Source organism: Pseudoxanthomonas sp. UC19_8 (genome assembly GCF_042700505.1).
GTDB classification, from domain to species: Bacteria; Pseudomonadota; Gammaproteobacteria; order Xanthomonadales; family Xanthomonadaceae; genus Pseudoxanthomonas_A; species Pseudoxanthomonas_A winnipegensis.
In genome coordinates this window covers 2,001,561-2,014,688 of record NZ_CP170559.1, presented here as the reverse complement: position 1 = coordinate 2,014,688, position 13,128 = coordinate 2,001,561, and the positions used below count along the sequence as shown (strand labels likewise).

14 protein-coding genes and 1 tRNA gene are annotated in these 13,128 nt (G+C 69.1%); 14 read left to right on the top strand and 1 reads right to left on the bottom strand.

Annotated elements, in window-relative coordinates:
• The first annotated feature begins 3 nt into the window (after positions 1-3).
• The 6 genes from trpB to ACFJIT_RS08750 all read left to right on the top strand — a co-directional run bounded on the left by trpB (position 4) and on the right by ACFJIT_RS08750 (position 5,840).
• Positions 4-1,221, top strand: coding sequence for a tryptophan synthase subunit beta (gene trpB / locus ACFJIT_RS08775; RefSeq protein WP_130522221.1), 1,218 nt, complete (start codon positions 4-6; stop codon positions 1,219-1,221).
• 48 nt (positions 1,222-1,269) lie between these two features.
• The gene (locus ACFJIT_RS08770) at positions 1,270-1,644 is read left to right on the top strand and encodes a DUF3144 domain-containing protein (protein WP_379655600.1); all 375 of its coding nucleotides are present in this window, start codon (positions 1,270-1,272) and stop codon (positions 1,642-1,644) included.
• A complete protein-coding gene (gene trpA / locus ACFJIT_RS08765; protein ID WP_379655599.1) occupies positions 1,641-2,453 on the top strand; it encodes a tryptophan synthase subunit alpha in 813 nt (270 codons plus the stop codon). The genes ACFJIT_RS08770 and trpA overlap by 4 nt, the downstream gene beginning before the upstream one ends.
• A gap of 57 nt (positions 2,454-2,510) precedes the next feature.
• The gene (gene accD, locus ACFJIT_RS08760) at positions 2,511-3,398 is read left to right on the top strand and encodes an acetyl-CoA carboxylase, carboxyltransferase subunit beta (protein ID WP_130518839.1); all 888 of its coding nucleotides are present in this window, start codon (positions 2,511-2,513) and stop codon (positions 3,396-3,398) included.
• A complete protein-coding gene (gene glmM / locus ACFJIT_RS08755; protein WP_130534064.1) occupies positions 3,398-4,762 on the top strand; it encodes a phosphoglucosamine mutase in 1,365 nt (454 codons plus the stop codon). Before accD ends, glmM begins: the two co-directional genes overlap by 1 nt.
• A 124-nt stretch (positions 4,763-4,886) precedes the next feature.
• Positions 4,887-5,840 carry an isopenicillin N synthase family dioxygenase gene (locus tag ACFJIT_RS08750; RefSeq protein WP_379655598.1) on the top strand — a complete coding sequence of 318 codons (954 nt, stop codon included), beginning with the start codon at positions 4,887-4,889 and terminating at the stop codon, positions 5,838-5,840.
• Between the two features lie 428 nt (positions 5,841-6,268).
• Here ACFJIT_RS08750 and ACFJIT_RS08745 read toward each other — a convergent pair whose 3' ends face one another.
• Positions 6,269-7,087 carry an SDR family NAD(P)-dependent oxidoreductase gene (locus tag ACFJIT_RS08745; protein ID WP_379655597.1) on the bottom strand — a complete coding sequence of 273 codons (819 nt, stop codon included), beginning with the start codon at positions 7,085-7,087 and terminating at the stop codon, positions 6,269-6,271.
• 173 nt (positions 7,088-7,260) lie between these two features.
• Here ACFJIT_RS08745 and tpiA point away from each other — a divergent pair, with 173 nt between their 5' ends.
• The 8 genes from tpiA (at position 7,261) to nuoE (ending at position 13,127) form a co-directional block, all read left to right on the top strand.
• Positions 7,261-8,013, top strand: coding sequence for a triose-phosphate isomerase (tpiA, locus tag ACFJIT_RS08740; RefSeq protein WP_130518830.1), 753 nt, complete (start codon positions 7,261-7,263; stop codon positions 8,011-8,013).
• A gap of 68 nt (positions 8,014-8,081) precedes the next feature.
• Positions 8,082-8,486, top strand: a complete 405-nt coding sequence (secG, locus tag ACFJIT_RS08735; protein WP_379655743.1) for a preprotein translocase subunit SecG — start codon at positions 8,082-8,084, stop codon at positions 8,484-8,486.
• Positions 8,487-8,532: 46 nt separating this feature from the next.
• Positions 8,533-8,617 (top strand) — tRNA-Leu (locus tag ACFJIT_RS08730).
• Positions 8,618-9,596: 979 nt separating this feature from the next.
• A complete protein-coding gene (locus ACFJIT_RS08725; protein WP_130521787.1) occupies positions 9,597-9,953 on the top strand; it encodes an NADH-quinone oxidoreductase subunit A in 357 nt (118 codons plus the stop codon).
• Positions 9,944-10,498, top strand: coding sequence for an NADH-quinone oxidoreductase subunit B family protein (locus ACFJIT_RS08720; protein WP_130521786.1), 555 nt, complete (start codon positions 9,944-9,946; stop codon positions 10,496-10,498). Before ACFJIT_RS08725 ends, ACFJIT_RS08720 begins: the two co-directional genes overlap by 10 nt.
• Before the next feature lie 30 nt (positions 10,499-10,528).
• Positions 10,529-11,281, top strand: coding sequence for an NADH-quinone oxidoreductase subunit C (locus tag ACFJIT_RS08715; protein ID WP_130521785.1), 753 nt, complete (start codon positions 10,529-10,531; stop codon positions 11,279-11,281).
• Complete coding sequence (locus ACFJIT_RS08710; RefSeq protein ID WP_130521784.1) at positions 11,278-12,603, top strand: NADH-quinone oxidoreductase subunit D; 1,326 nt, start codon at positions 11,278-11,280, stop codon at positions 12,601-12,603. Before ACFJIT_RS08715 ends, ACFJIT_RS08710 begins: the two co-directional genes overlap by 4 nt.
• Positions 12,600-13,127 carry an NADH-quinone oxidoreductase subunit NuoE gene (gene nuoE, locus ACFJIT_RS08705; RefSeq protein ID WP_130521783.1) on the top strand — a complete coding sequence of 176 codons (528 nt, stop codon included), beginning with the start codon at positions 12,600-12,602 and terminating at the stop codon, positions 13,125-13,127. The genes ACFJIT_RS08710 and nuoE overlap by 4 nt, the downstream gene beginning before the upstream one ends.
• The last annotated feature ends 1 nt before the right edge of the window (position 13,128 follow it).

Genomic DNA, 13,128 nt, shown 5'->3' with positions numbered 1-13,128 from the left:
CTCATGTCCGCTCCCGCCATCCGTGACTTCCACGCCTATCCCGACGCCGCCGGACACTTCGGCCGCCACGGCGGGCGCTTTGTCGCCGAGACCCTGATCGGGCCGCTGCAGGAACTGGCCGCCGCCTACGACACGGCCCGCGCCGATCCGGCCTTCACCGATGCGTTCTACGACGACCTCAAGCACTACGTGGGCCGCCCCAGCCCGATCTACCATGCCCGGCGCCTGAGCCGCGAGGTGGGCGGCGCGCAGATCCTGCTCAAGCGCGAGGACCTCAACCACACCGGCGCGCACAAGATCAACAACGCCATCGGCCAGGCCCTGCTGGCCAGCCGCATGGGCAAGACCCGGATCATCGCCGAGACCGGCGCCGGCCAGCACGGCGTGGCCAGCGCCACCGTGGCCGCGCGCCTGGGGCTGGAATGCGTGGTCTACATGGGCTCCACCGACATCGAGCGGCAGAAGGCCAACGTCTACCGCATGCGCCTGCTCGGCGCCACCGTGGTGCCGGTGACCAGCGGCTCGGCGACGCTCAAGGACGCGCTCAACGAGGCCATGCGCGACTGGGTGACCAACGTGGCCGACACCTTCTACATCATTGGCACCGTGGCCGGCCCCGACCCGTATCCGCGCATGGTGCGCGACTTCAACGCCATCGTCGGCCGCGAGGCGCGCGCGCAGATGCTCGAACAGTTCGGCCGCCTGCCCGATGCGATCACCGCCTGCGTCGGCGGCGGCAGCAACGCCATCGGCATCTTCCACGCCTTCCTCAACGATGCGAACGTGCGCCTCTACGGCGCCGAGCCGGCCGGCGATGGCCTGGAGACCGGCCGCCACGCGGCCTCCATCGCCGGCGGGCGGGTCGGCGTGCTGCACGGCAACCGTACATACGTGCTGTGCGACGACGATGGCCAGATCATCGAGACCCACTCGATCTCCGCCGGCCTGGACTACCCGGGCGTGGGCCCGGAGCACGCCTTCCTGGCCGATTCGGGCCGCGCCACGTACCTGGGCATCACCGACGAGGAGGCGCTGGCGGCGTTCCACACCCTGGCGCGCACCGAGGGCATCCTGGCGGCGCTGGAATCCAGCCATGCCGTGGCCCAGGCGATCAAGCTGGCGCGCGAGCTGCCCTCCGACCAGCTGGTGCTGTGCAACCTCTCCGGCCGCGGCGACAAGGATGTGCACACCATCGCCGCGCGCGAGAACATCCAGATCTGACGGCGCCCGCGCCGCGCTTTCCCTCTACGCAATCGCTAAGGAATCCTCATGGCCGACGACACCCAGGCGCCGCCGAGCATCGACGCTCCGCTGGACCCGCAGTTCTTCGATGTGGTCAACAAGTTCGTGCAGCTGGCCAACCGCCAGGGCGGCATCCACGGCAGCAAGCGCACCAGCTTCGCCGCGCTCTACGGCGTGGCCCGCTACAACGCGCACGTCTACCTGACGGTGGAGCCGAGCCCGGCCGAGTCGCGCCAGGGCTTCCTGGCCTACATGACCGGCCTGTACCGGCGCATGCTCAACGAGCATTTGGACATCCTCGGCGCCGAGCGCGGCGTGGACGTGGGCGCCTCCGAGCTGGCCGCCGCCTACGCCGCCGCCCAGCAGGCCGAGCAGGCCTCGCGCGACAGCCAGCCCGAATGAACCGCCTGGACACCGCGCTGGCCGCGCGCAAGGCCGAGGGGCGCAAGGCGCTGGTCCCGTTCATCACCGCCGGCGATCCCTCGCTGGAGGCGACCGTGCCGGTCATGCACGCGCTGGTCGCCGCCGGTGCCGACGTGATCGAGCTGGGCATACCGTTTTCCGATCCGATGGCCGATGGTCCGACCATCCAGCGCAGCTCCGAGCGCGCGCTGGGGCGCGGCGCCGGCCTGCGCTTCGTGCTCGAGGTGGTGCGCGCGTTTCGTCAGACCGATGCGACCACGCCGGTGGTGCTGATGGGCTACCTCAATCCGGTCGAGATCCACGGCGCCGAGCGCTTCGCGCGCGAGGCCACCGAGGCCGGCGTGGACGGCGCGCTGCTGGTCGACCTGCCGCCGGAAGAGGCGGCCCAGACCCGCGCCACCTTCAATGCCTACGGCCTGCAGCTGATCGCCCTGGCGGCGCCGACTACCAGCCCCGAACGCATGGCGCTGCTGTGCGAGCAGGGCCAGGGCTATCTCTACTACGTCAGCTTCGCCGGCGTGACCGGCGCCTCGGACCGGCTGGACACCCAGGCCGCCGGCGAGCGCCTGCGCACCCTGCGTGCGGCCGCCAGCGTGCCGGTGGTGGTGGGTTTCGGCATCAAGGACGCGGCCAGCGCGGCGGCCATGGCGCCGGCGGCCGACGGGGTCGTGGTCGGCAGCGCCCTGGTCGAGGCCATTGCTGCGGCGCAAAACCCGGCGCAGGCGGCTGAACTGGCCGGAACCTTCCTGCGGCCGCTGCGTGAGGCGCTGGATCAGGCGCTGGGCTAAACTGCCGCGCTTGATCCCGCGCCCCCGGGGCGCGCCGTACCAGGTTTCCAAACACGCATGAGCTGGCTGAGCAAACTGATGCCCTCGGGCATCCGCACCGACGCGGCGACCCGCAAACCCAAGCGCAGCGTCCCCGAGGGGCTCTGGGAGAAGTGCGACAACTGCGGCGCGGTGCTGTACCGGCCTGAGCTCGAGGAAAACCTCGAGGTCTGTCCCAAGTGCGGCCACCACATGGCCATCCGCGCCCGCGCGCGGCTGGCGGCGCTGTTCGACGCCGGCAGCACCACCGAGCTGGGCGCCGCGCTGGGCCCGACCGACGTGCTCAAGTTCCGCGACCAGAAGAAGTACTCCGACCGGATCAAGGCCGCGCAGAAGGCCACCGGCGAGCGCGACGCGCTGATCACCCTGCAGGGCCAGGTCAAGGGGCGCGCGCTGGTCGCCAGCGCCTTCGATTTCGCCTACATGGGCGGCTCGATGGGTTCGGTGGTGGGCGAGCGCTTCACCCTGGGCGCGGAGAAGGCGCTGGAGCTGGGCTGCCCGTTCGTGTGCTTCTCGGCCTCGGGCGGCGCGCGCATGCAGGAGAGCCTGTTCTCGCTGCTGCAGATGGCCAAGACCTCGGCCGCGCTGGGGCGCCTGCGCGCGGCCGGCCTGCCGTACATCTCGGTGCTGACCCATCCCACCACCGGCGGCGTGTCGGCCAGCTTCGCCATGCTGGGCGACATCAACATCGCCGAGCCCAAGGCGCTGATCGGCTTCGCCGGTCCGCGCGTGATCGAGCAGACCGTGCGCGAGACGCTGCCGGAGGGCTTCCAGCGCTCCGAGTTCCTGCTCGACCACGGCGCCATCGACCAGATCTGTGACCGCCGCGAACTGCGCGACCGCCTGGCCGATCTGTGCGCGCTGATGATGAAGCAGACCCGGCCGGTCGAACCCGAGGTCGCCTGATGGTCGCCAGCCGGAAGTACTTCGGCACCGACGGGATCCGCGGGCGCGTCGGCCAGGGGCCGATCTCGGCCGACTTCATGCTGCGCCTGGGCAATGCCTATGGCCACGCCCTGGCCGCGCGCGTGCGCCGCGCCGGCGCGGGCAAGCCGGTGGTGATCATCGGCAAGGACACGCGCATCTCCAACTACATGTTCGAGGCCGCGCTCGAGGCCGGGCTGGTCGCCGCCGGCGTGGACGTGCAGCTGATGGGGCCGATGCCCACCCCGGCCGTCTCGCACCTGACCCGTGCGCTGCGCGCCTCCGGCGGCATCGTCATCTCCGCCTCGCACAACCCGCATTACGACAACGGCATCAAGTTCTTCTCCGCCGAGGGCGAGAAGCTCGACGACGCCACTGAGCTTGCGATCGAGGCCGCGCTGGACCAGCCGTTCCGCACCGTGGCCTCCGAGGCGCTGGGCAAGGCCGTGCGCACCCGCGACGCGGTCGGCCGCTACGTGGAAAGCTGCAAGAACTCGGTCCCGCGCGAGTTCGACCTGACCGGCATGAAGATCGTGGTCGACTGCGCCAACGGTGCCACCTATCAGGTCGCGCCGATCGTGCTGCGCGAACTCGGCGCGCGCGTGGAGGTCATCGGCGATGCGCCCAACGGCCTGAACATCAACGACGGCGTCGGTTCGACCCATCCCGAGGGCCTGGCCCGGCGCGTGGTGCTGTCCGGCGCCGACCTGGGCATCGCCTTCGACGGCGACGGCGATCGCGTGCTGTTCGTCGATGGCCACGGCCGCGTGATTGATGGCGACGGCCTGCTGTACGTGCTGGCCAGCGACTGGAAGCGGTCCGGGCGCCTGCATGGCGCGGTGGTCGGCACGCTGATGACCAACTACGGGCTGGAGCAGGCGCTGGGCGAGCAGGGCATCGCCTTCACCCGCGCCAAGGTCGGCGACCGCTATGTGCACCAGGCCCTGGTCGATGGCGGCGGCGTGCTCGGCGGCGAGGCCTCCGGCCACATCCTGTGCCTGGACCGGGCCAACACCGGCGACGGCATCGTCAGCGCGCTGCAGGTGCTGGAAGTCCTGCACCGCACCGGCCGCCGCCTGGACCAGGCCTTGGCCGGCCTGACCATGCTGCCGCAGCGCACCACCAACGTGCGCCTGGACGGCGTGGCCGCCAGGGCCGTGGTCGAGGCGCAGACCGTCCAGACCGCGCTCCAGCAGGCCCAGGCCGCCGTGGCCGGGCGCGGCCGCGCCTTCCTGCGCCCGTCCGGCACCGAGCCGGTGGTGCGCGTCACGGTGGAAGCCGACGACGATGCGCTGATGCAGGCCACGCTCGACACCCTGGCCGGGGCGGTGCGTGCCGCGGCATGAGAAAGTGCTGATCGCCCTGGGCGTGGCCGTCGTCAAGGCGCTCACGCTCTGGGCCCTGTACCTGCTGCTGCGTTAGGGCCCGAGGCGATAAACTGGAAGGCCACGTTCGCCTTCCGGTTTGCCCATGAGCAGCGCCATTCCCACCCTCGACATCGCCCGCTTCATCTCGCCCGTCAGCGCCGCCGACCGCGAGGCGTTCGTGGCCGAACTGGGCGCCGCCTATCGAGAGTGGGGCTTCGCCGGCATCCGCAACCACGGCATCCCGCAGGCCGATATCGACGCGGCCTACGAAGTGTTCAAGAACTTCTTCGCGCTGCCGGACGAGGCCAAGCTGAAGTACCGCGTGCCCGGCATCGGTGGCGCGCGCGGCTACACCGCCTTCGGCGTGGAGACGGCCAAGGATTCCAAGCACTTCGACCTCAAGGAGTTCTGGCACGTCGGCCGCGAACTCCCCGCCGACTCCAAGTACGCCGGCGTCATGCCCGCCAACCTGTGGCCGGACGAGGTGCCCAACTTCCGCGAGCACGCCTATGGCCTGTACCAGCAGCTCGATGCGCTGGGCAGCCACGTGCTGGCCGCGCTGGCGCTGCACATCGGCCTGCCGGAGGATTACTTCGCCGACAAGACCGATGCGGGCAACTCGATCCTGCGCCCGATCCACTATCCGCCGATCACCAGCGACGACATCCCGAACGTGCGCGCCGGCGCGCACGAAGACATCAACCTGATCACGCTGCTGGTCGGCGCCAGCGCCGCCGGCCTGGAAGTGAAGTCGCGCGAGGGCCAATGGGTGCCTTTCACCAGCGACGCGGACACCATCGTGGTCAACATCGGCGACATGCTGCAGCGCCTGACCAACCACGTGTATCCGTCCACCACGCACCGGGTCACCAACCCGCCGGGCGAGGAGGCGCGCAAGCCGCGCTATTCGGTGCCGTTCTTCCTGCACCCCAATCCGGACTTCCTGATCGACGTGCTGCCTTCGACGATCACCCCGGACAACCCCAAGCGCTATCCCCAGGCCATCACCGCCCAGGACTACCTGGACGAGCGCCTGCGCGAGATCAAGCTGAAGTAAGCCGCTTCGCCGACGCGCGCGGCTCCTGGGCTCGTCAGCCCTAACCGGTTGACGCTTAGTCGGGACAGCGCGTCACGCTTCTGTGGGAGCGACTCTCCCCCATCACGTCGCGGCCTGCCTGTAGAGCGGAGCTTGCTCCGCTGGGGCTTTCCCGATGGTCCGGCCCAACCCCAGCGGAGCAAGCCCCGCTCTACAGGTGGAGGCCTTCAGGCGCTACGTGCGAGGCAGCGGGCCGGCGGGCGGTGGTCGCGACGAGCCAGGCAGCAAGCCGAGCGTCTTAAGGCAGGGCAGGATGCCCTGACCGAGAGAAAAGCGGGTACCGCCCGCCGGACCGCTGCCCCTCCGAAGCGGGAACGCTCCCGCTCGAGCGCCGGAACGCACGAGCCGCTGTGAGAAGCGCTTGAAGTAAGGCCGGGTGCGCGAACGCCTCAAACCTGCGCACGCACCTTGCGCGAGCTGCGCGCCATCAGCGCCAGCAGCCAGGATTGCGGCAGGTGGCGTACCACGTGGTACAGCAGCCGCCAGCGCCAGCCCGGGATCACCAGCACCTGGCCGCGCTCCACCCCCGCGATGCCCTCGCGCACGACCTCCTCGGCGCTCAGCCAGATCCACCGGGGCAGGCGCGACATCTGATCGCGCGTGCCCGTGACATCGTGGAACTCCGACCAGGTAAAGCCCGGGCACAGCGCGCAGACCCGCACGCCGCGGTCGGCATACTCCAGCGACAGCGACTGACTCATCGCCACCAGCCAGGCCTTGGCCGGCGCATACAAGGTCTGCCCGTCCGCCCCGGGCACCAGCGCGGCGAACGAGGCCACATTGATGATCCGCCCCGAGCCACTGGCGGCGATCTGCGGCAGCAGGCGCCAGGTCAGCTCGCACAGCGCGGTCACCATCAGCTGGATGAAACGCGCATGCACGCTCCAGTCGCGCGTGAGGTAGCGGCCCGGCACCCCGTAGCCCGCGTTGTTGACCAGCACCTGGACCCGCAGCCCGCGCCGCGCGATCTCCTCGGCGATCCGGGCGGGCGCGGCCGGATCTTCCAGGTCGGCGGCGATCACCTGCACGTCCACCTGCGTCCCCAGTTCAGTGGCCAGCGCCTGCAGCCGTCCGGCGCGGCGCGCGGTCAGGATCAGCGGCACGCCGCGCGCGGCGTACTGACGGGCGAATTCGGCCCCGATGCCGGCCGAGGCGCCCGTGATCAGTGCATAGCCGGGGTGTTGCGCAGGAACGGCGGTCGAGGACATGGCGGGCGCGAGACGGGAAGAGAGCGCCAGTGTGCATCCCCGGGCAGCGCCCGCGCATCGACGCCGCAAGGGCAGGGCGGGCGGGCCGCCCGCGGATGTGTGGGGCGGCTTCGTCAGCGAGCCACCACGGACGAGGCGGTATGCTGCCCCGCCTGATGTTCATAGGAGTTGTCATGCGCCGCAGGATCGTCGCCGGAAACTGGAAGCTGCACGGCAGCCGCGATTTCGCCACGGCTCTGGTCGGAGACCTGGCAGAAGCCCTGCCCGTGCCGGGCGTCGAAGTGGTGGTGCTGCCGCCGCTGCCTTACCTGGGCGATCTGATCGAGGACTTCGAGGGCCGGCCCATCGCCTTCGGCGCGCAGGACGTCAGCGCCAACGAGAAGGGCGCCTACACCGGCGAGGTCTCCGCCGCGATGCTGGTCGACGTCGGCGCCACCTACGGCCTGGTCGGGCATTCCGAGCGCCGCCAGTACCACCACGAGAGCAGCCAGCTGGTCGCGCGCAAGTTCATGGCCGCGCGCAATGCCGGCCTGGTGCCGGTGCTGTGCGTGGGCGAGACCCTGGAGCAGCGCGAGGCCGGCCAGACCGAGCAGGTCATCGCCGCCCAGCTCGAGCCCGTGCTGGCGCTGGCCGGCAGCGCCGGCTTCGACGGTGCGGTGGTGGCCTACGAGCCGGTCTGGGCGATCGGCACCGGCCGCACCGCGACCCCGCAGCAGGCCCAGGACGTCCACGCCTTCATCCGTGGCGTGGTGGCGCGCGTGGATGCTAGAATCGCCGATTCGTTGCCCCTGCTGTACGGCGGCAGCGTCAAGCCCGACAACGCCGCCGAGCTGTTCGCCCAGCCCGATGTCGACGGCGGGCTGGTCGGAGGCGCCTCGCTGGTGGCCGCCGACTTCCTGGCCATCGCCCGCGCGGCGGCCGGGTAGACACAGACTTCATGGCGCCGTCGCTGCCAAGCGGCGGGGCCTTTCAACGAGAAACACGATCCATGTCGATGTTGATGCTGATCCTCAATGTGGTCTACGTGCTGGTGGCGGTGACCATCATCGGCCTGGTGCTGATGCAGCGCGGGACCGGCGCCCAGGCCGGCTCCGGCTTCGGTGCGGGCGCCTCGGGCACCGTGTTCGGTGCGCGCGGCGCGTCCAACTTCCTGTCCAAGAGCACCAAATGGCTGGCCGTGGCGTTTTTCGCCATCAGCCTGTTCATGGCCTGGAGCGCCTCGCGCACCGCGCACACCGGCAGCGCGCAGCAGGATCTGGGCATCATGTCGCAGCAGCCGGTCGCCCCGGCGCCGGCCGACACGGTCGCGCCCGCCGCTTCCGCGCCGGCCGCCCAGCCCGCGCCTTCGGCCCCGGCGCAGCCCGAGGCCACCAAGCCGGCTCCCACTCCGGCCCAGTGACACGTACAATGCCGGCCCGCGCGATGCGAGCCGGCAGGCAAGCTTTGCCCAGGTGGCGGAATTGGTAGACGCACTACCTTGAGGTGGTAGCGGCGAAAGTCGTAGGGGTTCGAGTCCCCTCTTGGGCACCACACAACGCGTTAAACGAAAAGGGCCTTGTCGGGCCCTTTTTCGTTGGTTGCCTTCCGATCAAGAGCTGCGTTGCCTTCGCGCTCTGGCTTCGACAGGGGCAGCGGTCCGGCGGGCAGTGGTCGCTTTTCCCTCGGTCAGGGCATCCTGTCCTGCCTTAAGGCGCTCGGCATCCTGCCTCGTTCTTCGCGGCTACCGCCCGCCGGCCCGCTGCCTCGCGCGTCAGGTCACAGGGCTTTGGCTTGAGCCCCCTCCCTTGCGCGCAGCGCAGGGGAGGGATGGGGAGGGGTCGGGGCTTTACCGGATAAGCCACCGAAGCGAAGAGTAGAAGCACCCCACCCCGGCCCTCCCCTTCGCCTGCGGCGAAAGGGAGGGGGCAGGGCGCTTGCTCGATGCCTTTGAGTTGGAAGACGTGCTGTTCTATTCACCGCAGCGCCTCGACCCGGGTGGGGGCGCGGAGAGTGGGCCTTAGGATGGCCCGCGGCGGCGAGTCCGCCAGGGAGGGCGGGTCGAGCCGAGGAGCCGCTCCCGGCCGGATCGAGGCTGGGCGGCGAAGTGCGCTTTTCGCCGTCGAAGCGCGTCATGAGCCGCTTCGCGTCCCCGCGCTCCGATGAAGAGCCCTTACGTCGCCGTCGCCGTGGGAGCCCGCGGCCAGGCGCTGCGGGCCTGTCGCGGCGCCGGCAAGGATGGCGAATTCGCGGCACGATCCAAAACCGCGAAATCGTTTACTCGGCAGTTCAGTGAACGCTACAATTGTCAGGTTCGCAGCAGTGTCCGGTACGAGAAGCGGAAGGACACGCGGCGAAGCGCCCGGCCATGCCGGGCCGGATCGGGACGGCAGGGCACTGCCGAGGTCCCGCGCCCGGCCCGTCAACACGGTGGATCCGCAAGGCTGGACCCGTCAGCGACCTCTGCACGCTTCTGCCGCACTGCGGCAGTAGACTGTGCCCCGGTCGCGGGAATTAAAAGAGAGAACTGCGAGTGCTGGCCAATTACCTGCCGAACCTGCTTTTCCTGATCGTCGCCACCGGCATCGGCATCGCGCTGATGATCATCGGTCGCCTCATCGGCCCGCGTCGCCCCGACGCCGAGAAACTCTCCCCCTACGAATGCGGCTTCGAGGCATTCGAGGACGCGCGCATGAAGTTCGATGTGCGCTACTACCTGATCGCCATCCAGTTCATCGTCTTCGACCTGGAAATCATCTTCATCGTGCCGTGGACCCAGGTGTTCATGGACATCGGTGCGCGCTCCCTGGTCACCATGGGCCTGTTCGTGGGCATGCTGTTCCTGGGCTTCATTTACGTCTGGAAGAAGGGAGCGCTCGAATGGGAGTGATCCAAACCATCGACAAGCTGATGACCAACCCGATCCCGGAAGGGCGGGTGGACGACATCCTGCGGCCGGAAGGCGACAACCCGCTGCTGGAAAAAGGCTATGTCACCACCAGCGTCGATGCGCTGATGAACTGGGCCCGCACCGGCTCGATGTGGCCGATGACCTTCGGCCTGGCCTGCTGCGCGGTGGAGATGATGCACGCCGGCGCCGCGCGCCTGGACCTGGACCGCTACGGGGTCGTGTTCCGCCCCAGCCCGCGCCAGTCCGACGTGATGATCGTGGCCGGCACCCTGGTCAACAAGATGGCCCCGGCGCTGCGCAAGGTCTACGACCAGATGCCGGACCCGAAGTGGGTGATCTCGATGGGCAGCTGCGCCAACGGCGGCGGCTACTACCACTATTCCTACTCGGTGGTGCGCGGCTGCGATCGCATCGTGCCGGTCGACGTCTACGTGCCGGGCTGCCCGCCCACGGCCGAGGCGCTGGTCTACGGCATCCTGCAGCTGCAGAAGAAGATCTGGCGCACCCAGACCATCGCCCGCTGATCCACTCCTTTCAGAGCACGCAAAGCCCCCATGGCAGAGCAAGCCCTTTATACCGACACGCTGCGCGCCCGTTTCCCGGACGCGGCCGTGACCGTTTCGCCCTCGGGCGAGACCACCATCGAGGTTCCGCACGCGCTGTGGCACGAGCTGTGCCTGGCGCTGCGCGACGACTTCGGCTTCGAGCAGCTCACCGACCTGTGCGGCGTGGACTACCTCGGCTACGGCAGCGATGAGTGGGATACCTCGGACGTCTCCTCGCAGGGCTTCTCGCGCGGCGTGGAAGGCAAGGCCGTCGGCCGCTTCGCCTGGGGCGAGTTCCCGACCCGCGAGAACGGCAACGCCGGCGGCATCGGTGAGGTGCCGGTGCCGACCAACCGCTTCGCCGCGGTGGCGCACCTGATCTCCTACCAGCACAACCGCCGCGTGCGCCTGCGCTGCTTCGCGCCCAACGACGACGTGCCGGTGGTGGCCTCGGTCACCGACATCTGGCCGGGCGCCAACTGGTTCGAGCGCGAGGCCTTCGACCTGTTCGGCATCGTCTTCTCCGGCCATCCGGACCTGCGCCGCATCCTCACCGACTACGGCTTCGTGGGCCATCCGTTCCGCAAGGATTTCCCGCTGATCGGCAATGTCGAGGTGCGCTACGACGAAGAGCGCAAGCGCGTGGTCTACGAGCCGGTGACCTCGGTCGAGCCGCGCGTGGGCGTGCCGCGCGTGATCCGTGAGGACGCGCGCTACCAGACCGCCGCCGGCGAAGCCGCGGCGCGGGAGTCGAAGTCATGAGCGCACAGATCCAGCCATCGCACGTCAACCAGGCCCATGCGCCTTTCGCGAGCAATCCCGCCGAGGCCCGGCAGGAGATCCGCAACTACACGATGAACTTCGGCCCGCAGCATCCTGCGGCCCACGGCGTGCTGCGCCTGATCCTGGAAATGGACGGCGAGACGGTGGTGCGCGCCGATCCGCATATCGGCCTGCTGCACCGGGGCACCGAGAAGCTGGCCGAGTCCAAGCCGTTCAACCAGTCGATCGGCTACATGGATCGCCTGGACTACGTGTCGATGATGTGCAACGAGCACGCCTACGTGCGCGCCATCGAGACCCTGATGGGCATCGAGGCGCCGGTGCGTGCGCAGTACATCCGCACGATGTTCGACGAGATCACGCGCGTCCTGAACCACCTGATGTGGGTCGGTTCCAACGCGCTGGACCTCGGCGCGATGGCGGTGATGCTGTACGCCTTCCGCGAGCGCGAGGAGCTGATGGACTGCTACGAGGCGGTCTCCGGCGCGCGCATGCACGCGACCTACTACCGTCCGGGCGGCGTCTACCGCGACCTGCCGGGGCAGATGCCCAAGTACAAGGAGTCGCCCTGGCACAAGGGCCAGGCGCTCAAGCACCTCAACGCCGCGCGCGAGGGTTCGCTGCTGGACTTCCTGGAGGAGTTCACCAAGACCTTCCCCTCGCGCGTTGACGAATACGAGACCCTGCTGACCGACAACCGCATCTGGAAGCAGCGCACCGTCGGCATCGGCGTGATCTCGCCCGAGCAGGCGCGCGCCTGGGGCATGACCGGCGTGATGCTGCGCGGCTCGGGCATCGAGTGGGACCTGCGCAAGAAGCAGCCCTACGCCAAGTACGACGCGGTGGATTTCGATATCCCGATCGGCCTCAACGGCGACTGCTACGACCGTTACCTGGTGCGCATCGCCGAGATGCGCGAGTCCAACCGCATCATCGCCCAGTGCGTGAAGTGGCTGAAGGCCAACCCGGGCCCGGTGATGATCGAGAACTTCAAGGTCGCGCCGCCCAGCCGCGAGTCCATGAAGGACGACATGGAAGCGCTGATCCACCACTTCAAGCTGTTCTCCGAAGGCTATTGCGTGCCGGCCGGCGAGACCTACAGCGCGGTGGAAGCGCCCAAGGGCGAATTCGGCTGCTACCTGGTTTCCGACGGCGCCAACAAGCCCTTCCGCGTGCACCTGCGCGCGCCGGGCTTCGTGCACCTTTCTTCGATGGACGCGATCGTGGTCGGGCACATGCTGCCCGACGTGGTGGCGATGATCGGTACCTATGATCTTGTCTTTGGTGAGGTGGACCGATGAGGGCCACGGGTAATTTCGAGAACGCGCGCCACGTCGACCCGATGGTCGTGCTGAGCGACGCCACGCGCGCCCATATCGACCACTGGTTGACCAAGTTCCCGCCGGATCGCAAGCGCTCGGCCGTGCTGCAGGGCCTGCACGCCGCGCAGGAGCAGAACGGCGGCTGGCTGACCGACGAGCTGATCGCCGGCGTGGCCAAGTACCTGGAGCTGCCGCCGGTGTGGGCCTACGAGGTCGCCAGCTTCTATTCGATGTTCGAGCTGGAGAAGGTCGGCCGCCACAACGTCGCCTTCTGCACCAACATCAGCTGCTGGCTCAACGGGGGCGAGGAACTGGCGCAGTACGCCGAGAAGAAGCTCGGCTGCAAGCGTGGCCAGTCCACCGCCGACGGCCGCATCTTCCTCAAGCGCGAGGAGGAGTGCCTGGCCGCATGTTCGGCCGCGCCGATGATGGTGATCAACGGCCACTACCACGAGCACCTCACGCCCGAAAAGGTCGATGAGCTGCTGGACGGCCTGGAGTAAG